22 protein-coding genes are annotated in these 20459 nt (G+C 40.4%); 1 reads left to right on the forward strand and 21 read right to left on the reverse strand.

The genetic code is table 11. The features are described from left to right. Positions 1-8: 8 nt before the first annotated feature. The 10 genes from C7384_RS01090 to C7384_RS01130 all read right to left on the reverse strand — a co-directional run bounded on the left by C7384_RS01090 (position 9) and on the right by C7384_RS01130 (position 9807). A complete protein-coding gene (locus tag C7384_RS01090; protein ID WP_089937591.1) occupies positions 9-752 on the reverse strand; it encodes a phosphoribosylaminoimidazolesuccinocarboxamide synthase in 744 nt (247 codons plus the stop codon). Further along, on the reverse strand, positions 733-1854 hold the full coding sequence (gene purK, locus C7384_RS01095) for a 5-(carboxyamino)imidazole ribonucleotide synthase (RefSeq protein WP_089937593.1): 1122 nt from the start codon (positions 1852-1854) through the stop codon (positions 733-735). Before purK ends, C7384_RS01090 begins: the two co-directional genes overlap by 20 nt. After that, entirely contained in the window at positions 1851-2336 is a 486-nt protein-coding gene (gene purE, locus C7384_RS01100; RefSeq protein ID WP_089937595.1) for a 5-(carboxyamino)imidazole ribonucleotide mutase, read from the reverse strand. The genes purK and purE overlap by 4 nt, the downstream gene beginning before the upstream one ends. Positions 2337-2562: 226 nt before the next feature. Continuing rightward, positions 2563-3357: a sulfite exporter TauE/SafE family protein gene (locus tag C7384_RS01105; protein WP_089937596.1), complete on the reverse strand. Its 795-nt coding sequence runs from the start codon at positions 3355-3357 to the stop codon at positions 2563-2565. 119 nt (positions 3358-3476) lie between these two features. Then, the gene (locus C7384_RS01110; RefSeq protein WP_089937598.1) at positions 3477-5351 is read right to left on the reverse strand and encodes a glycoside hydrolase family 68 protein; all 1875 of its coding nucleotides are present in this window, start codon (positions 5349-5351) and stop codon (positions 3477-3479) included. A gap of 57 nt (positions 5352-5408) precedes the next feature. Further along, positions 5409-5819, reverse strand: a complete 411-nt coding sequence (locus C7384_RS01115) for a hypothetical protein (protein ID WP_089937600.1) — start codon at positions 5817-5819, stop codon at positions 5409-5411. A gap of 118 nt (positions 5820-5937) precedes the next feature. Further along, positions 5938-6084: a hypothetical protein gene (locus C7384_RS08095; RefSeq protein ID WP_165806750.1), complete on the reverse strand. Its 147-nt coding sequence runs from the start codon at positions 6082-6084 to the stop codon at positions 5938-5940. Between the two features lie 4 nt (positions 6085-6088). Beyond that, positions 6089-6418 (reverse strand): PadR family transcriptional regulator, encoded by a 330-nt coding sequence (locus C7384_RS01120; RefSeq protein WP_089937603.1) that lies wholly within the window; start codon positions 6416-6418, stop codon positions 6089-6091. A gap of 122 nt (positions 6419-6540) precedes the next feature. Continuing rightward, the gene (locus tag C7384_RS01125; protein ID WP_089937604.1) at positions 6541-7812 is read right to left on the reverse strand and encodes a glycoside hydrolase family 32 protein; all 1272 of its coding nucleotides are present in this window, start codon (positions 7810-7812) and stop codon (positions 6541-6543) included. Between the two features lie 12 nt (positions 7813-7824). After that, on the reverse strand, positions 7825-9807 hold the full coding sequence (locus C7384_RS01130) for a sucrose-specific PTS transporter subunit IIBC (RefSeq protein WP_089937606.1): 1983 nt from the start codon (positions 9805-9807) through the stop codon (positions 7825-7827). A gap of 128 nt (positions 9808-9935) precedes the next feature. On the opposite strand from C7384_RS01130, the gene C7384_RS01135 reads away from it, so the two are divergent. Continuing rightward, the gene (locus C7384_RS01135) at positions 9936-10901 is read left to right on the forward strand and encodes a LacI family DNA-binding transcriptional regulator (RefSeq protein ID WP_089937608.1); all 966 of its coding nucleotides are present in this window, start codon (positions 9936-9938) and stop codon (positions 10899-10901) included. Between the two features lie 32 nt (positions 10902-10933). On the opposite strand, the gene C7384_RS01140 is transcribed toward C7384_RS01135, so the two are convergent. From C7384_RS01140 to C7384_RS01190, 11 genes are all read right to left on the reverse strand, one after another. Then, positions 10934-11194, reverse strand: coding sequence for a SemiSWEET family transporter (locus tag C7384_RS01140; protein ID WP_089937610.1), 261 nt, complete (start codon positions 11192-11194; stop codon positions 10934-10936). A gap of 80 nt (positions 11195-11274) precedes the next feature. Then, complete coding sequence (locus C7384_RS01145; RefSeq protein ID WP_089937612.1) at positions 11275-12579, reverse strand: hypothetical protein; 1305 nt, start codon at positions 12577-12579, stop codon at positions 11275-11277. A 178-nt stretch (positions 12580-12757) separates the two neighbouring features. Then, complete coding sequence (locus tag C7384_RS01150) at positions 12758-13441, reverse strand: CPBP family glutamic-type intramembrane protease (RefSeq protein ID WP_089937614.1); 684 nt, start codon at positions 13439-13441, stop codon at positions 12758-12760. A gap of 101 nt (positions 13442-13542) precedes the next feature. Beyond that, positions 13543-14040: a methylated-DNA--[protein]-cysteine S-methyltransferase gene (locus C7384_RS01155; RefSeq protein WP_089937616.1), complete on the reverse strand. Its 498-nt coding sequence runs from the start codon at positions 14038-14040 to the stop codon at positions 13543-13545. A gap of 51 nt (positions 14041-14091) precedes the next feature. Continuing rightward, positions 14092-15144, reverse strand: coding sequence for an alcohol dehydrogenase AdhP (gene adhP, locus C7384_RS01160; protein ID WP_089937618.1), 1053 nt, complete (start codon positions 15142-15144; stop codon positions 14092-14094). A gap of 75 nt (positions 15145-15219) precedes the next feature. Further along, complete coding sequence (locus C7384_RS01165) at positions 15220-15855, reverse strand: ECF transporter S component (RefSeq protein ID WP_089937620.1); 636 nt, start codon at positions 15853-15855, stop codon at positions 15220-15222. A 95-nt stretch (positions 15856-15950) separates the two neighbouring features. Beyond that, positions 15951-16484, reverse strand: a complete 534-nt coding sequence (locus C7384_RS01170) for a PadR family transcriptional regulator (protein ID WP_089937623.1) — start codon at positions 16482-16484, stop codon at positions 15951-15953. Between the two features lie 37 nt (positions 16485-16521). Beyond that, complete coding sequence (locus C7384_RS01175) at positions 16522-18051, reverse strand: DHA2 family efflux MFS transporter permease subunit (protein ID WP_089937625.1); 1530 nt, start codon at positions 18049-18051, stop codon at positions 16522-16524. Between the two features lie 104 nt (positions 18052-18155). Beyond that, positions 18156-18497 carry a hypothetical protein gene (locus C7384_RS01180; protein WP_089937627.1) on the reverse strand — a complete coding sequence of 114 codons (342 nt, stop codon included), beginning with the start codon at positions 18495-18497 and terminating at the stop codon, positions 18156-18158. A gap of 58 nt (positions 18498-18555) precedes the next feature. Then, positions 18556-19983: a PH domain-containing protein gene (locus tag C7384_RS01185; protein WP_089937629.1), complete on the reverse strand. Its 1428-nt coding sequence runs from the start codon at positions 19981-19983 to the stop codon at positions 18556-18558. Then, positions 19973-20440, reverse strand: coding sequence for a PH domain-containing protein (locus C7384_RS01190; protein ID WP_089937631.1), 468 nt, complete (start codon positions 20438-20440; stop codon positions 19973-19975). The genes C7384_RS01185 and C7384_RS01190 overlap by 11 nt, the downstream gene beginning before the upstream one ends. Positions 20441-20459: the final 19 nt, after the last annotated feature.

The raw sequence follows: 20459 nt of genomic DNA on the forward strand, positions 1-20459 counted from the left end.
TTTTCCTCCTAAATGACTTGCTCTAAACGACGCAACACTTCGCGATAGCCAACGGTCACATCACCAGTGTGCTGACGAAAAACGTCTTTATCTAAAGAATGGCCTGTTTGCTGATCAATCAACCGCATGTTATCCGGCGATAGTTCATCAGCCAAAATGATTGTCCCTGCCGTATTTCTGCCAAATTCCAACTTAAAATCAACTAAGCGAATCCCGACTTGTTCAAACAATTGCCCTAGTAAATCATTAATAATTTGTGCTTGTTGCCTTAGCACTGCTAACTCGTCAGGGCTGGCAAAGCCCAAGGCCAAAATTTGTGAATCATTAATAAAAGGGTCATCTAAAGCATCTGATTTATAATAAAACTCTTGCACCACCGGATGTAATGGCATTTGATTCGGTACAGCAAAGTGACTAACAAAGTGACCAGCAGCAAAATTACGACTAACAACTTCAATTGGTATCATTTGCAAAGCCTGTACCAATTCATCCGTTTGAGAAACGGTTTTTAAATAATGTTGCGCAACTCCATGTTTTTCTAAGTAGGTAAAGAGTAAATGACTGATTTTGCTATTGATTTCCCCCTTACCAATAATGGTTTCTTTAACTTTGCCATTGAGGGCGGTAGCCTGATCTAGATAATGAATCCAAAGAATATCCGGCTGGTTGGTTAAATAAACTTGCTTCGCCTTCCCCTCATACTTCAAATTTCCCTGTTCAATCACTGCATTATCATAGTTCGTCTTGGTCATGTGCTTGCCCCCACTGTTCTAAAGCTTTAATGGCTGAATCGCCAATGACTGTAATATGCCCCATCTTACGCTGAGGTCGAATAGTTCCTTTGCCATAGTCATGAAAATGCCACTCCGGATGATCAACTAAAGCTTGTCGGGCCGCGATTATATCCTCTCCTAAAAGATTCAGCATCATCGCCGGTTGCTCCTGGGTAATCGGTGGTAGCGTTAAACCAGTGATACTGCGAATATGGCCTTCAAATTGTGAAATATTGCAAGCTTCAATCGTATAGTGGCCGGAATTATGAGGGCGTGGCGCCAATTCATTAACCCAAATTTCTTGCTCAGTAACAAATAATTCAATGCCCAACACACCCCGTAAATTCAAGGCCGCCGCAATTTTGTGAGCTAAACTTTCAATTTTTTGTGCCTGAGTATCACTAATGGCAGCCGGAGCATAACTGCGATGCAAAATATGATTCTGATGAAAATTTTGAGCAATCGGCCAAGTCGTCAATTTTCCTTGGGCATCACGAGTAACCATGATGCTGAGCTCTTGGTCAAAGGCGACTCGCGCTTCTAAAATCAACTCTCCCGCTGGAAAATCCGATAGTAATCGCTGCGCATCGGAAGCATCATTAACGTTCCACTGGCCATGCCCGTCATAACCACCATGGCTGGTTTTTAAAATCGCTGGATAACCAATCTGCGCTAGCGCTGTTTTAAAATCGGCCTTAGAATTTACCGCTTGAAAATCAGTTACTGCTACCTGGGCAACTTCTTTAATAAAGGTCTTTTCGGCAATCCGATTGCTCGTAATCTCCAGCAATCTCTCTCCTTGAGGAATGGGTCGGGTAACTGTTTGTAAAGTCTCAATGGATACGTTTTCAAATTCATAGGTTAAGAGGTCGCTGGCCTGGGCTAGGGATGCCACAGCTTTAGCATCATCATAGGCAGCGACAATTTGAAAGTCGGCAACCTGTCCAGCTGAACAGGCTTGGTCGGGATCTAAAATACCAATTTTATAACCCATACTTTTGGCCGCTAAGGCCATCATTTGCCCTAATTGTCCCCCACCAATAATCCCGATGGTCGTTGGCGGTAAAATAGGTCCCGTCATTTTAGTTCCTCCTCACTGGCCATGGCCACTTGTCGGTCCGCTACTCGTTTACTATTTAATTTTTTTAATAAAACTGGATCCTGTAGTGCTAAAATCTGCGCCGCCAGTAAGGCTGCGTTAGTGGCCCCGGCAGTGCCAATAGCGACCGTAGCTACTGGTACACCAGCAGGCATTTGTACAATTGACAAGAGTGAATCCAAACCGTTCAGGGCTCGCGATTGAATTGGCACCCCAATGACAGGTAAATTCGTATTCGCCGCCAACATTCCTGGTAAATGGGCGGCACCACCAGCTCCAGCTATGATGACTTGCAAACCCTGCTTCTGTGCACTTTGGCTATAACTTTGTAATTCAATCGGCATTCGATGGGCTGAGATGACATGTTTTTCATAAGCAATCCCGAGCGCCTCTAGTTGCTGCGCAGCAAGTTTCATTGTGGGCCAATCACTTTTAGACCCCATAATTAGGCCAACATCTGCCATATCACCCTCCATTGTTCGGCTTTTATACAAAATAACGATTTCAAATCATTCTATGTTCGATTTACGTATCATTCTAACAGAATAAATTTGATAATGTTCGCTATTTATCTAATAAAATTCTTAAAATCCAAAAAAATAACCATAAAATCCGGACAATCAGCCAGATTTCATGGTTTTCAATCGTATTAAATTCTAATTTTATTCAACGTCGCCCTAATAAAATTAATTAAAAATAAGCCTTCACAAACAAATCCACAGCTAAAGCAATCGCCGCCAGTGAAATCACGATTTTAAGTAATCTTTCAGGTAGACGGCGAACAATTCGAGGGCCAATCCAGCCCCCGATAAATAGGCCAATTCCCAAAGGAACCATTAAGCTCCAATAGATATGGGATGACAGAATGTAGATAATGGTGGCAACGAGGTTGGCACAACCCAATGATAGATTTTTTAAAGCATTATAAGATGCAAAAGACATGGTCGTTGTGGCTGATAAAATGGCCAATAATAAAACGCCCCCAGCTGCACCAAAGTAGCCACAGTAAACACCGACTAGTAAAATGCCGATTGAAACAACGAATTGATACAGTGGATGCTGATCATCATTTTCAATTGATTCACGATTGGCTGAGGCTGGCCGGTTATGATTTGATTTATTAATCTGGGATAGTAAAAGTAACCCGGCAACCAAGACAAAAAAAGGCACAATTTTTTCAAAAGTCGTTGCCGGTGCTGATAGTAATAACCAAGCCCCAAGGATTGACCCACCAACTGTAAAGGGTAAAATTTTGATAATATCGGCACGATGATTACCCAATTCCTTACGGGAGGAAACCGTCGTCCCCAAGCCAGTCATGACTAAGGCAGCGGTATTGGTAACATTGGCATAAATTGGTGGCACCCCCACTGCTAGCAAGGCTGGATAAGAAATTAAGGAGGCTAATCCCGCTGTGGAAGAAACAATGCCAGCTAGAATGCCCATTGGAATTAAAAAAAGAAAATGTTGCCAGTATTCAGTCATAATCAAATCCACCCTCGATTAAAAAATAATTACTTTTTATTGTATCATTGCCAGTTTAATCAATTTCTCAAGATTATATAAAAAAAACACAAGCTATGAGAAAACTTGTGTTCCTATGGTTATACAGAAATCAATTGTTGGTTAGCGTCATTGCCCAGATAAGCCGGATACTTAGTCGGTGTGACTACTAAATCCCCCTGACCTAAGACATGGTCGGTCACCATCGTGGTTGAATGACCATCTATTTTTAGTAACAAAGAGGGAGCAAAAGACTTATTATGCAAATAAGCGGTTACGACAAATTCATTATTATTGGGATCCTGATTTGGTATTACGTAATGGGCATAAGTAAAGTCAGGACTATTTTTAGGAATATTTGATACTAACACTAAACCATTTCCATTTAGCGGTTGATAGTGACCATTAATGCCATCTTCAGATACAAAACCGAGCATATAAATTGGGTACTGATCAGCATCATTACCATGCACATGCACATCGCTACTAGCCATGCGGTCGCCACGCGTATCCGTAAAGAGATACCACTTATTTTGAAAATGAATCAAATTAGGCCGTTCTAATTCATCGTTAACTGCATTGGCCGTCACCAAGGGCTTCATCACTTCCTTAACCGTAAAATCAGGATTTAAACTCATAATGCCAATCGCAGCATTGGCCAAATACGTTAATTGGTATTCCTTAGAACCAGTACTTTGAATCAAACGTTGGCGTTCTTTTACGAAAGCCTCTTTATCACTAGTGTAATAAGCCTGATTATAAAAATTATCCAAGCCCTGATTACCGTTGCTTGTACTGGTATTGCCCTCAAACACTAGATAATACTGATTATTATCAAATACTAAATGAGGATCTCTTAAACAATAATCGTCCCAAACTGAACCAGCAAAACCGGCCATATTATCTTGATTTTGGTATAGCTTGCCATCCCCAGCGTATAGCGAACGATGATCAGTAGTTTTACTATGGTTAATAAACAAGCCATTTGCCCAACTATTGTTTTTGGGATCGATGGTAATTTGAGCTGTGGTTAGGACCTGTCCGCCCGGTGTCATCAAGTGGGTATGGTTCGTATAAAATACCCGCAAGGTATTATCATCGGGATTTAACATGATTGTTGAACCAGACCATTCGGCCTGCATGTATTTCAAATACGGATCATCAGCGACTGCTCCTTCACCAAATTGATTAAAGAGATAACCTAGATAAGTCCAGGAATTAGTTCCCGTTGGATGCCCATCAATTGGTTGGGAAAATAATCCCATTTTAGCGGATATGCCCCCTGCGGGTGCAGTTAAACCGATAACTAGATGATAGCCATGAAAGTTAGCCAGGGTCCCGTCTGGATTTTGAACCGGCCAAGAGTCCCAAACATTCAACGGTTCTTGACGACCAGTTATTGGTCGTCTTAAAACAGCATCTTCTAACTCTTGATTAAGACTTTTACTAACTGGGCGTGGGGCTTGATACTGAGGATTATTGACGTTTTGACTAATGCTTTGTAGATTTTCACGGGTCAGATGACCAATCCCATAATCGTCATAATAAACCTGTCGACTTTTCGTTGTCGCCTGCACATCAACCCAGCCGATGCTACTTGGTGTGAATTGAAACGGCAAACGCCCATTAGAAGCATGCCCCAAACTGACTAAGGCCACGTTATAATCATCAATTTGTCCCAAAGTTTGGTTAGAATACGCATCAACGTACACGGGTGTATCTTTTTGGACATAATCCAGAGAATAAATTGATTCATTCATGGGGCTATTATCATCAACGATTTTGGTATTGACTGCTCCCAACGTTTGTAGGGATTGCTGTCCCTGCTGCCAAATATTGCCGATAATAAGCGGCATCGTTTGAAGTAAAGAATCTTTAGTGGGTCCCATGGCATTCGGGGAATCCATATCTGGAGAATTCCACTCATTAAGGGGCAAGAGCAAGGCCGGTCCGAGGGCCTCCACGATATTGCTCATAATATCCCACCAGTTTAAATTAGCTAATGTTTGGGCGAATGGAGCAATGACCGCCTGCTAAGCATTCATTAATTCAACTTGGTTGGTTAAATCATCAATAGTAGAATCAGCTGCTGGACCATTTTGCGACTTATTATCTACCGGTGGTACAGTGTCGACTGAACTAGGGGTTGGGCTTGAAGGTTGGTCAGACGATGGATTATCAGTTGGCACCTGGCTTATGGTTTGCGGTTCAGGATCAACCGGTACTTGCTTTCCCTGAACCGGGTTAGTTGGCTGGTCAGTCTTATCAGCCAACGTTACTTGCATGACTTGTGCAGGGTTAGCGACCCCTGCTGACTCATTGGCCGCAACCTTGGTGTTAGCCATGGTCAACTGTAATCCGACTGTCATCGTGCAAATCATAGTTGTAGTCAACCAACGCCGACGAATGGAAAAAAATTGGTCTGGTTTTTTATTTTGAAACATACATTAATCTTTCTATACCGATAAAATTACTTTCGAACAGATTGTTTTAGTATAGCAAAATATAGGAATGAATATGAAAAAACTGTCCTAAAATAGACAGTTTTCGGCTTAATCTACTTTATAAATAAGTTTCAATGGCTTGATCAGTATGATGCCAGCTCGATAAACGCACATACATCAATAAATTTTCATAGTATTTTTTGTTGTCCGGATTTAACTTTTCCCGTAAAAAATTATTACTCTCAATCATGTCATTAACATTCATCTACTTATTGCTCCTCTATCAATTTATTGACAATTTGAGCTAAAAATTGCCATTCTTGTACGAATTCCTGTCGAGCTGCTTGGCCATCCAGTGTAATATTATAATACTTACGATCTGGACCATTTTCAGACGGCTGCATCTTTCCAACGAGATAATGTCGTTTTTCCATGGCCGCTAGTAAGGGATAGATGGTCCCTTTGGGGATGTTATCTAAGCCATACTGATTTAACTGGGTACTGATACCATAGCCATAATCAGGCTGTTTAGCTAAAATCATCAGCATAACCCCTTGCAAAATCCCCTTTAACATTTGACTGGATATATTGGGTTGCATTGTATTCACCTCTACTATGTTTAACCAACTACCAGTATAAAATATTTCAGCTAGTTTGTAAAACATACTAGCTAATAATAAAAAAACTAGCTTTCTAAAATTTAGAAAAGCTAGTCTTATATTTAGCCAAACCAACGGCCAGTCATCACATTTAACCCATCCTGGGTGTAAATTTCAATCACATCGTGATCAACCATAAGGAGTAATTGGTCAACCTTTCCCTGCATTTGGCGATGACCAATTTCACCGGATTCCCACTGACGACGCTCAAAATGGAGAATGGCGCCCCGCTTTTTTAATTCGGCATTGTGTCCCAATTTTAAAGTCCAGTCAGCGGCCGTATCAATGGTATATTGGCCTGGCTTTAAGCTATCTTCAAAGTTAGTCAACGGTTTTGGATCTAAGATTTCTACAATTGGTTGCTGGACCAATTTTTGCTCAGCATTCAAATGCAATTCTCGTGGCAAACTCAATGTGTGTACCCAATTTTGCTTAGCGATCGTTGGTACTTCAGCCTCACGCTTGGGTGGCATCATGCCTACCCAGCCCCACATAATTTTACGATGATTAGGCGCCAACATGGTCTGCGGTGCATAAAATTCAAAGCCCTCATCGACTTCATTAAAGTCACCTTGTACTTCAAAACGTGCCTTTTCTTCGTCAAAATGACCGACTACATAGCCAGTGTTATGGATATTTTGAAAACGATGTTGCATTAAATCCGCAGGTAATCCCTGCGGTGAAAACATCAAAACCTGTTTACCATCGAACTCGATTAAATCTGGACATTCGAGCATATAGCCGCGAATATCAGAAAGTTGCTCCCCTAACAAAGAACCCTTAAAGGTCCACTCAGTTAAATCAGCTGACTCGTAAATAATAATATCGCCAATTTGATTGTCATGTTGCGCACCCAAAATTAAGAAATAGTGGCCATTTTTTCCTTGCCAAACCATCGGATCGCGCACATCTTTGGTAAAACCTTCCGGATGAGGGAAAAGCTGCCCTAATTTTTCAAAATGAATGCCGTCATCACTAACAGCCCACATTTGTGTTGATTTAACACTTTGCCCCTGGCCATTACGTACATTCCCGGTATAAAAAAGATATAAACGATCATCTTTTACCAAAGCGGTCCCAGAATAAATACCAGCGCTGTCTAAATCTGGCATAGATGGTTTTAAAGCTGGCTCAACTCGTTGCCAAGTCTGCAAATCATCCGAAATGAAGTGCCCCCACTCCTTGTATTTATGGTTACAGCCCTTCGGATTCCATTGATAAAAAACATGATATTTACCTTTGAAGTACACTAAGCCATTCGGATCATTTAATAGACCAAATTCTGGATACAAATGGTTTGCTTCATAAGCTGTGGGATCATTTTTTACTAACATAGGAAACTCCTTTTAGGACTTGGCTTCAGCCTCTTTGGGGATGGCCGTTAAAATAACTTGATCAGTAGCGACTTGACGACCGAATTGCTGATTGGCAACGACACGGTCAAATTCATTCGTATTGGTAATTATTACCATAGTTGTGACCGGATAACCAGCTGCTTGAATAACTTTAGTATCAAAAGTACCTAACAAATCCCCTTTTTTAACGTGCTGTCCTTGACTAACCTGACTTTCAAAGCCCTTACCAGCCAAGTTAACGGTATCTATCCCGACGTGAATCAAAACCTCCACACCCTCATCTGTTTTCATACCATAAGCATGTTTGGTACCGTAGGCAACGGTAATTTCACCATCGGCCGGTGCAATAATTTGATTACCGCTAGGCTCAATGGCAATACCAGTACCCATCATACCCGTCGAGAAAACTGGATCCTTAACGGTAGTAATGTCAATCAATTCACCAGCAACTGGTGCATCAATCAAATAACCAGCTTGACTTTTTACTGACTCTTGATTCGCATCATCAACTGGCGTACTAGTAGCGTCGGTTGTTGAAGCTGTTTGACCATTAATGACAGCCATGTGTTGACGGCCATAAACCAAAGTAATACTAAAAGCTAGGGCAAAACTAACTGCAATTGCTAAGAAGAAACCAATCCACTTAGTTGGCGGGATTGCAATAAAGCCAATCACGCCGGCCGGTCCCAAGGACGATGACAAAACGTGGAAAATCCCCATCACCAAACTAGCTACCCCTGAAGCACCAAGAGCAATGAAGAATGGGAACTTATACTTCAAATTAACCCCGAACAAGGCCGGTTCGGTAATTCCTAACATAGCTGAGGCACCGGCTGAAGATGAAAGTGCCCGTAATTTTTCATTCCCTTTGCCTAAGAAGTACATGGCAAAAGTTGCTGCTCCCTGGGCAACGTTAGCACAGGTCGCAATTGGAAAAATAAAATCACCACCGGTTTTTGAAATATTAGCTAGTAATTGAGTTTCAATAGCTGGGAAACTTTGGTGTAACCCGGTAATAACAATGGCTGAATAAAATGAACCAAAGATAGCATACCCAATAAATCCAAAAGTCGTAACCATCCAAGTTAACCCATCAGTTAGGCCGTTAGAAACAACTCGCAAAACTGGTCCAACAATGGTAAAGGTGACAAAACCAGTAATTAAAATTGCTAACATGGGGGTGAAGGTAAAGTCGACCGCACCCTTTAAGTGCTTATGGAAAAACTTTTCCAAGGTGGCCAAAATAAAGGCTACCCCAATCACCGGCAAAACCTGTCCTTGATAACCGGCTTGAGCCACATGCAGACCGAATAAATCCCAAGTGGGCATTTTACCACTGGCCATCACTTCCGCCACTTTGTAGCCATTAACCAAATCAGGCATTACCAACATCATGCCGGCTGCGGCACCTAAAATTTCACTACCACCAAAACGCCGTGTAGCTGTAATCCCAATCAAAATTGGCAAAAAGGCAAATGGTGCGGCAGCCATCAAGTTGACCATCTGAGCCAATCCCGTAATTTGGGGATACATCGCTACCAAAGATTTCGTGCCAAAAATACCAGCAGCGGTTAACACGTTATTTAAGGCCATTAACAAACCACCAGCAACCAAGGCCGGAATTAATGGCACAAAGATGTCAGATAGGACCTTAATCAAGGCCATAATGGGGTTGGGCTTACCATTTTGAGCGGCAATTTTCTTCAAGTCATCGGTTGTCGCTGATTTAACGCCAGTCAACTTAACAAATTCGTCATAGACCTTATTAACATCTCCGGGTCCAACAATAATTTGATATTGCCCATCGGCATTAAAAGTCCCCTTCAAATCAGGATCATCATCAAGGGCCTGTTGATCGATGTTTTTTACATCCTTAAGTACCAAACGCAGTCGCGTGGCACAGTGTGCGGCGGCCACAACGTTCTCGGGATGGACAGCTGTGGCAATCCGCTGCGCTACCTCGTTATGCTTCATATTCCTCTCCTTTACATATCCGGTCTTCAGGAACCGGTTCTAGTTTCATTCTTAGTGTAACCGCTTACAATAAAATTCGCAAGTTTTTTTATTATTGCAAGGCAATATTCTGATATGATAAAGCTATTATGGAAAAGAAAGTTACGATTCAAGACATTGCCCGTCAGGCCGAAGTAGCCAAAAGTACGGTTTCTCGTTATTTAAATGGAGGCTCAGTTAGTCCCCAAACGCGACGTAAAATTGATGAGATTGTCCGTAAAAATCAATATATTCCCAATACCTTTGCCCAAGGGTTAAAACAGGAAAAGAATCGCACGATCGGTGTGATTGTGCCTCGACTAGACTCAATGGCTCAGGTAGAGATGTTACGTGGATTAGATTCAGCTAATCAAAACGATACTTTTTTGATTGCCAATATTTATCAAGACCCAATTCGGGAGTTAGCGGCAATTAAGAAGTTCATTGCCCAAAAAGTAGCTGGTCTAATCATTTTAACGGCCAATCTAACCGATGAAATCCGCCAGACGCTGCTTGATGCTGATATCCCAGTCGTTTTACAGGGACAAGATGAACCAGATTTTGCCCGGGTAATGATGGATGACCAACAGGCTGGAAAGGTGGTTGGCCAATATATTCAGACCTTAGCACCCAAAAATGTTTTAATTCTAAACGTCGATTCAAAACTAGATTGGGCGGTTGGTTATGAACGTTTTCAGGGCCTAAAGGCTGCTCTAGCCAATATTCCTCATCAAGAGATTATCACGACTTTTAAACGGCAAACCGCAAAATTAGATGCCGCTAAAGCAATGAGTCAACAACATTACGACTTGGTAATTGGTGCTACCGATGCAATTGCTGTGGGTGCCATGCAGGCTGGTTTTGAATTAAATCAACAGTCCTACTACCTCGGCTTTGGTCAATCAGTTTATAGCGAAATTGTGTCCCCAGAATTAACCAGCTTTGAATTTAATTTCTTTGAAACTGGCGAACAGATTTATGACCTCTTCCAAAAAATTCGTAACGAAGCTAATATCCGGCCACTGAAGATTGTAATTCCTGGTCAATTAATTAGACGAGCTTCAACCAAAAAATAAAAAAAATGATAGCTTACGCTATCATTTTTTATTTATAGAGCTGTAAGAGCAGTAATCAGGCCTAAAACCACGCCTAAAGCATTGGGGATAATCAAAATGTAATCCTTTTTGGGAGAATTCGTTAACCCGTATAAGACCCAAATCAAACAGGAAATCGCAGCAACCAAAGGCTGATAAGGTTGCGCTTTATCTCCAGCTAAGTTTGAAAAAATTTGTGGAATATAAGCCAAAAAAACAAAAATTCCGATGAAGGCTCCAATGGAACCAATGACGACGTGAAACTTATCTTTCATTTGTGTAAATTTCCAATCATGTTACGTTTTTAATATACCCATCCATTATAACAGATTTTGAGAAAGAAAGCGTTTTCTATTTAATTGGATTTTAACCGGTCAATTCGTCCATCAACCACTTCAATCTTCTCATCCCGTACAAAAATACGAACCTCATCACTGCCATCTTCCATGGCATAGACAATTTCTTGTGGAGTTGTCAACTGCTGAATAACATTATCCGCAATTGTACCGACTTCTTGACCAAAAACAGGCTGTGTAAGCGCATCAAATTGATTATCAAGGTCTAACGTTAACTTTTCTTTTTCATCTTCTGTACTTTTTTGATAATTTTCAGCATGACTTCGAACTTTTTTAGCCGCTTTAAATGGCAAATGACCAGCAACTTCGGTCAATTTATTGAAAGCACCATCCGTGACATCACCGAGACTGTCCATCTTGGTAACCATTGTCAACGCTTTTTCTACTATAGGGGTACGAACCTTTTCAACATAAGTTTTAGCATTATTTACAAAACTTAATTCGTACTGTTCCTTAAAGGCATTTACTCGTTCTTCAATTACAGCCGAATCTTCACCACGTTTCACCATTGAAGCAATAATCGTTAAACGTACCAACCATGATAACGAATCAGCATAATAGGCCACTTTAAAGAACTGCATGTAATCACTGGCAGCTACTTTTTGCATCATAGCCTTCACCCGACCTTGATCATTAAATCCCTTAACCTTGAGCAAATCAGTTACATCACTTTGATCTAACAAAATTTTATACTGATGATAAACATTTTGGGCATCATTAGCCATTGTCGCTAATTCGTTTAAATTAGCATCTGAAATATTGGTCTGCTTGGTAATCGCCTTGATTCGTTCATCGATTGTCAGCAACTGCCCCATTTTTTCAGCATGCATAATGTCGACTACTGCGTTTAATTTATCAGTAATGACATCCAATTTTTCATTAATCTCTTGGAATTGTTCTTTAACGACCATTGTAGTCATCATAATTAAGGGAACAGCTGGATTACTAACAGTCCCCGCCACGGTAATTCCATTTACAGGTGTAAAACCACTATGCCCTATAATTTTACCGCCAACACTTTTAACAGCAGTTCCAACACCACCATTATTAAAATGCATAAGGGCTGTAGGATCCATAGCATTTGTAAACAATTGTTGCCCAATATCTGTAGTCATTGCCACCGTTTGAGTTAAATTTGCCGAAGCAAATGCGCCTGCTACGCCTAGAGTACCGTCAGCCAATACTTCACGATATTTGCCTTGCTCTAATTCAGCGGGTTGTGTACGCATTAAATTAAGTTCATCGCCAACCGTGTTTCTTAAAATTAAAGCATCTAATTGATTTATTTGTGGTTGATTTTCCATAATCTTCTCCTAAAATTGTAATCAATAACTATACAATTATCACATAAAACAAAATCAATTATCATTTCAATTTAATATTTCACATAAGTACTTTTAATTAAAATTTGATAATCTTTCAAATTAAAAAGCGAAGTAGTAACTAATGTCCACTTCACATTTAATGACGTATTTTATTTAATTAAAACAAGAATGGTATGAGACGGACAAAATCTTGGATGTAATGCGCATAAATACCACCACGTAAAGAATTAGTACTTCTCCAAAGCATAGTAAATGGGTATCTTCCTAGTCCCACTGCTAAAACTATACCAAAGTTACCTTGATATGCTGGCAGGTGAAGGAACATAAAAATAATACATCCAATTAGATTAGCAATTGTCCAAGACCAAAAAAAAGATATATTTTTAAAATAACAATAATTCAAAATTGGCAAAGTAAAAGCCGCCATAATTAATTCTTCACCTGGAATTTGAACAACTAACATCAAAATAGTTAACCAACGGTCTAGTTTATCTGCTTGATGTAGTTCAGTGAAAATATTATGTGTAGCAAGCGGAGTATGAAAACCAACAATCAAAACTCCAATCACAACAATAATTATCAAATTTGATAATACAAAACCCCAGATTACCCGAAGAACAGAACCTTTTTTCATTGGTGCTAAAAGTTTTTTTAAAGAATCAAGGCCATAGATCAATATTAATGACAATAAACCGCCGATTGTCATAAATACGGGTGAACAATAAAATTGATAATCAACAATAAGATCAGGCCAGGGACTAATTAGCTGTCCAACCGAAAATATGGCAAACAATAACCCCAACAACCAACGTTGCCAACTTAAAATTTTTAACTTTTCCATCCATATACACTCTCTATTAACCAATGCCTCTCTTAATTGTACAAAACAACTCTATAATTATGACATAGCAATCCACCAATTAAAATAATAATATACTATTTTCACATTCTTTCATACTTCCCCGCCTCAAAATCCAACAACCACTTCTTTCGTTCCAATCCACCAGCATAACCGGTTAAAGAACCGTCAGAACCGACAATCCGATGACAAGGCACAATCAATAAAATTGGATTATGGCCAACAGCCCCACCGACTGCCTGGCTAAAATTTTTAGGTTCTGATACATCGGCCTGCAAAGCCTGGGAGATATCACCATAACTAATACGCTTTCCATAAGGTACTTGAGCAACCACCGCTAAGACTCGTTGGCGAAAATTAGTGACTGCCAAGTCTAAAGGGACGACAACCGCATTAGGATCTTCTCCAGCAAAATATAAATCTAACCATTGAATTGCTGCTTTAATTGGTCTAGTTAACTGCCGGGCTTCGACAATTTCCTGCCCTTCCTTTTGATCAACAAAATACAAACTAGTTAAATAATCCCCCTTACTGGTCATACCAATTGTCCCCAGTGGTGATTCATACTCGTAATACGCCATCTTATCTCCAAAATAAAAACTCCAGTTAAACTGGAGCTTTATTCATTAATCTTACAACTTAGTAAAGTCGACTACCTTACGACCGGTAATCTTACTGTTCTTCATGTCATCAATGGCATCGTTTAGATCAGCAAAGTCAATCGTTTCAACAATTGGCTTTACCTTACCTTCAGCACCAAATTGGAAGGCTTCCTTCAAATCTTCACGGGTTCCAACCAATGAGCCACGAACTTCAATACCATCCAAAACCGTCTTCGCAATGTTCAAGGACATGTCTCCTTGAGGAAGGGCAACAGCCACCAGCTTACCCTTGGTTCGCAAAACGTTAACTGCTTGTGAAAAGGCCGCATCATTGACGGCAGTAACTTGGGCGTTGTGGACCCCACCAGTTGCTTCGTTAATCTTAGCTACCACATCATCAGTATGGTAATTAGCCAAAACTTCAGCTCCAGCAGCCTTGGCCGCTGCTAACTTATCAGGATTACCATCAGCTACGGCTACATGGGCATTAAAGACATTATGTGCATACTGGACAGCCAAGTTTCCCAAACCACCAGCACCGTGAACTGATACCCACTGACCAGGCTTGGTTTCCCCAACCTTTAAGGCCTTATACATGGTTACGCCGGCACAAGTGATTGAAGTAGCTTCGACTGGATCTAAGCCTTCAGGTACCTTAACGGCATATTTAGCGTCGACAACGGCTTGCTGAGACATAGCCCCATCAATGGTATAGCCTGAGTTCAAAGCTTTACGACAGAAAGTTTCATTACCGGTTACACAGTAATCACAAACACCACAACCAGAATAGAACCAGGCAATCGATACCCGATCGCCAATCTTCAAGTACTGATCAGCACCTTCACCCAGCTTAGAAACAATTCCAACACCCTCATGGCCAATTACGCGGCGGAAGTTACCATTGCGCTGTCCTAGTGTGTTTGGATCCCCAAAATCACCTGCGGCACAATGCAAATCTGTGTGACACAAACCTACGTATTCAAGATCAACTAAGGCATCTCCAAAGCCTAAAGCTCGGGGTTGCCAGTCATCAATTAAGTCAACGTAACCGTCATTTTTACTTCTTACTACAGCTGCCTTCATGTCTAAATACCTCTTCCTTTACATTTTTTACAAGCTCATTATAGGCTTTTTATGTGACAATGTAAACAAAGATGATTAACGATTTGATTGCTGCACAATCTTCATCAAAAGACCCGTCACCGCCGCCGTAACGACGGCCGCCAAGACGCCTTCCGCCAGACCGTTAGTAAAGACAATTCCCAAAATAAATTGATCAATATGTTGTAAAGTTTGCCCTAAGGCTTGGGCATATTGGTGCCGGAAAAGCAGTTCAATCAAGCCCATGACCATGATGGTATCCATAAAAGAGGCAATAAAACCAGTCAGAACCAAAGACAGCGTTTGCTTTTGCTGACCGAAAATACGCCCGAGGCCTTTAAAGATATAAGCAGGCACAACCCCAATAATAACCCGAGGCACAATGGCGATAATGACCGCCAACCAGCTCCCGTGATTTGTACCAATAACTGGCACAAAGGGTGAAAAAATAAAGCCCAAAATAGTCGGTGCCACGGTGGAATGAATTAAACTAGCTAGGCCAAAAACCAAGCCCAAAAAAGCGCCTCGCTTAGGTCCCAGTAAAATCCCACCAATAATAACCGGAATGTGAATAGTGGTCGCATTAATAGGCCCCACCGGCACTAGTCCCAAGGGGGTAAAACTCAATAAAATAATAATCGCCGCAAAAATGGCGGTTACTACCATCGATTGAATATTTTTAGATTTTTGCATTTGATGCTCCCGAATTTTTATCTAATAAATTCTAGAATAACAAATTAGCAATTAAGAACACAAGTTGCTAATTTTTGATAATAAAAACCACTGAATTAGTCAGTGGTTGCTGGATATTGTATTAAAGCTTCCTTTAAGACTTGTAAGGTGGATGTGTAATACGCCACACCGTAATCATAAGTTATTTTTTGAACCGGCGTCATCCCCTGCTCTTGCCACAGCGCTAGTTGGGAAGTTAACCGAGCCATTTTTGCCTCTTTGCGCTGAATTTCTTCTTGAATAAAAGCATGAATATCAGCATCACTAAGGTATTGGCTAAAGTAAAGGCGCATTAAGAAATCGGATTTAAAGGTTTCATCATCAGTCGGCATTACAACGGCCTTTTGAAAAGCAGTTTGTCCAGCAGGCGTGATGGCAAAAATGTTTTTATTGGGCTTACCAGTTTGAGTAATTTGCTGGCTAGTTACCAAACCATCCTGACTTAATTTCTTCAAAGTTGGATAAATCATACCATAACTACCATCGAAAAAATGGGCCAACTGATTTTGTAAGATGTCGTTTATTTCATAACCAGTATGTGGACCACCAGCTAAAATCCCCAAAATTATTTCGCGTCCCTTTAGTGCCATTTTTTACCCCCCCCTGAACTTTCTAAAAAATTATACACTATTTTCTTTTTAAAAAGAGCGCAACTAGCCCACCCGAGAGTGCAAATGGTAAGGAAACCAAATACAATTTTTCAAAAGCCTGCCGTAAATAAGTTTGCGTATGCTCTTCGATAGCAGTTATGCAATTAGCTAAGGGATTGGGTAATTGGCTAGTATCACTTTTGGTAAATTTTGTTGCTTCTAATTTATGCTCGACTTCAGCTAATATATGTTGACTTGCCGCTGTAGGAAGCGCTAGTTGGGCCACAGATACTTGAGCATAATGGCGACTGTTGGTCCGGGCAGTATCTAAATTGGCGTATAATCCGGTCACAAAGATTGCTACAGCTAACATAATCCCTACCTGTCGTAATACACCAGTAACACTTTGAGAAGCAGTCAATAATCGACCTTGTAAATGTCCGGCCGCAATCACTAGAATCGGGCCAGTTACGATTCCATAACCCATGCCAACCGTAAACCCAGCCCAAATTGACTGACTCTGACTGGTCAAAGCGGTGTGTCCTAACCAATAAAAACCGGTTGCCATCATAATAAAACCAAACACTAATATATATTTACCAGAAATACGATTCAAAGCAAAACCGGCAATGGGTGAAAAGATAAAAATAGCCAGTGAAATCGGTGCGACTAATAAGGCTGCGTGTAAGGAATCATAGCCAGTAATATTAGTAAAATAAGTTGGCAAAATAACAGTTGTTGCTACCAAAAACAGATTGCTCAAGACCACAACGACTGCCGCAATTGAAAAATTACGATCCTTGAATAATGACAGCGGTACCATCGGATTACTGCTCTTACTCTCAACCAGTAAAAAGAGTGCAAAAGCTAGTAGACAAATTGCAAAACAGGTCACTGTTGGCACTGATAACCAACCCCAACTACTTCCTTGCATCATTCCTAACGATAAAGTTGTCAAGGTAATAATACTCAAAATTGCCCCAGTGGCATCTAAGGATTGCCGGGGCTCTTTAGCTTGGTGCAAATTCAAATTTAGTAGACCCAGAATCAACATCACAATCGTAATGGGCACATTGATTAAGAAAATCCACCGCCACGAAAGAAACTGGGTAACCAAGCCACCAACAGTTGGGCCTAAAGCCGCCGCCAAGCCCTGCGTGATACCAAGTAAAGCAATGATAGCAGTCCGCTGCTTCACATCAACTAACTTAATACCCAAAGTCATTGATAAAGGAAATACTAAAGCTGCCCCCATACTCTGAATTGCTCGTTCAACTAATAAAACAGTTAAACTATTTGCTAAAGCCGAAAGGGTTGAACCAAGACCAAATAAGGCCACGCCAATTAGAAAACCCCGATGGGTCCCAAAAATTTCCGCCAAACGAGTTAAAGGAATCGTTAAAGCCGCAAAAATAATAAGATAAACATTCAAAGCCCAGGATAAATCATCTAAACCAACACCCAGATGCTGACTGATATTGGGCAAACTCACATTCATAATGGTGGTATCCAGCATACAAATAAAAATACCGAGGACACAAAGTGTAATCAAAATTCCCTTTTTCATTTGATTATGCTCCTTTTATATTAATATTATTAATATAAACAATATGAATATAATAGTCAAATAAAAGGCATAAAAAAAGCGATCCTTTAATCGCTTTGTAATATTTAGTAAAAACCAGCACTTTGAGCAGCCCGCCAACCGTCTATAATTTGGTCACTATGATAATAGGCCTGCGTTACAAACCAAATGGCCAATAAGATTAGCAAAAACTTTCTGGCTGAATGCCAATTAATTAATACTTTTCCTTTTAACTGACTAGTCCAAGCCCAGGTAACCAAGAGTGCTACCCAAAAATTATTATCAAACTGATTTAAAAGCGTATCTCGCGTGGCAATATTCATGATTACTTGATACGAAAGTAAGGTTAACCAAGTCAAGCCAAAGAATTTCAAATCAAAGTATCGATCATCTCTTTGCAAATAGTGACTGAATTTCTCCCTGTTCATAGTAAACCTCCTGAAAGCGCTTTCTATAACCAGATTATAAACCTTTCAGCCTCACGCATCAAACATATTCCCGATACCACTTAAAAATATCTTCAACTTCCTGAGTTGGTAAATAACGATATCGTAACCGCAAAACCTGATTACCGCTCCGAACACTGACAATCAAATTGGCTCGTTTAGTCCAAACCATTAATAATGAAGCATCGACTGACATACTTTGAATCTCATGCCAGCCAATCAGGACAGTATCATTGGTTAATTGACGAGCTGTTCTCAAAGCTAAATGGCCATCATCATACCGATTAATCCCAGTATAGTAGCCCTTATACCAACCAAAGATAATCGCTAAGATGATCAATGGCATCAAGGCTATCCAGTACCAAAAGCCGTGATAAAAAATTGCCACAGCCATAGCTACAATCCCCACCCCGACTAAGGCATTACGAACAAACAACCAAGAAGTATACCAATCACCCGTTTTAATAGTTGGTGCTTGTTCAGGCGTATAGTCTAAGAATTCTTTTAACACTGAATAGACCTTATCTTGACTAATAACCGGAATCAAAGTCACCCGCTTTTGTTCATCACTTTTAGTTGCATCAGCGATCAAATCTAATTCAACGGTCACTAAACCAAAAATTTGACGGAAAATATTTTGACGAATATGAATTGATTGAATCCGATTAATGGATACATGGAGAATACTTTTTTGAATCAAACCTCTTTTCACAGTTAACAAATTATCTTGACGAATAACCGTGAAACCATACAAACGCAACAATACTCGGGCCAAATTAACAACCATTAAGCCCAATATAATGACATTTAAGACGATTAAAATTGGCACTAATCCATAATGATTCACATGGTCAACAACCGTATCACTAGCATTGCTGAGAATGTCCATCAAGCCTAAATGGTTAGATATAACTAAAACAAATAAAAATTGGCCCAAAATGTCGGGATTTGTCATGGCATAAAGTGCTAACTCTTTAAAACCAATCTTATACTCGGCTGCCTTTTTTACTTCTTCTTCAACTGGTTCTGCAGGCAACTGGGCTAAATCAGTTGGTTCAGAACTGTTAAAATCTAATAACATCCGAACTACATTCGATACAGCTAAAAGCGTCACCTCCCCTTGATCCTTTTCTTTCGCTCCGGTATCAACAATCAAAGTTTCCACCCCAAATGGTTCTAAGAAAAACCACTGACGCCGTTGTAAATTTTGAATTTGTTGGTATGGAATGTGCCGTTGCTGTTTGATGATGACCCCAGAATTCACAATTAATTCCTTATCGGTCATTTCGTAAGTGAAGCAATAATAGTCTAAGCAAGCCCATAAAATCAGCACTACCGGCAATATAAGCCATATTTGCCAGTACTGGCGCAAAAATACGAAACCCAACACAGCCGGTAAGAAATCACGAAACAAAAAGCCTACTTTGATTAATAAAGCAAACGGATGTAGATGTTGCTTATTGATCATTACGGGCCTCCCGTGCTAGGGTCATAACTTGATCTTTTAAAGTCAGCGCTTGCTCGTGACTCAAGGCCTCAATAGTGTGGTTGGAACCACCCGTGGCCACCGTTATACGGTATAACTGTTGAAAACGTAACAAAGGACCTTGCTGTAAATCAACATTTTGCACTCGGGCAATTGGAATCGCACTAAAGCGACGCCAGAAAAATCCTTTTTTAATTTCAACTTCAGTGGGATAAACAGCATATTGATAAACCGCATAACGATAAGGAATTAAGGCTAATTCCACCACAAAAATTACTAGCGATAGCACGACCCAAAATACGATCCCCCAGTCGGGTAACCACGGCCACCACAAATGCTGAGCGAGCAGATAGGCTCCTAGAATTAATAGATTAACTATCAAATGAATGATACTCATCATAAACCAAATACGTTTAATTGATTTTGGAAGGTGCTGCATCTTCTCTCCTTAGTGAACA

The organism is Convivina intestini (genome assembly GCF_003096575.1).
Lineage (GTDB): Bacteria > Bacillota > Bacilli > Lactobacillales > Lactobacillaceae > Convivina > Convivina intestini.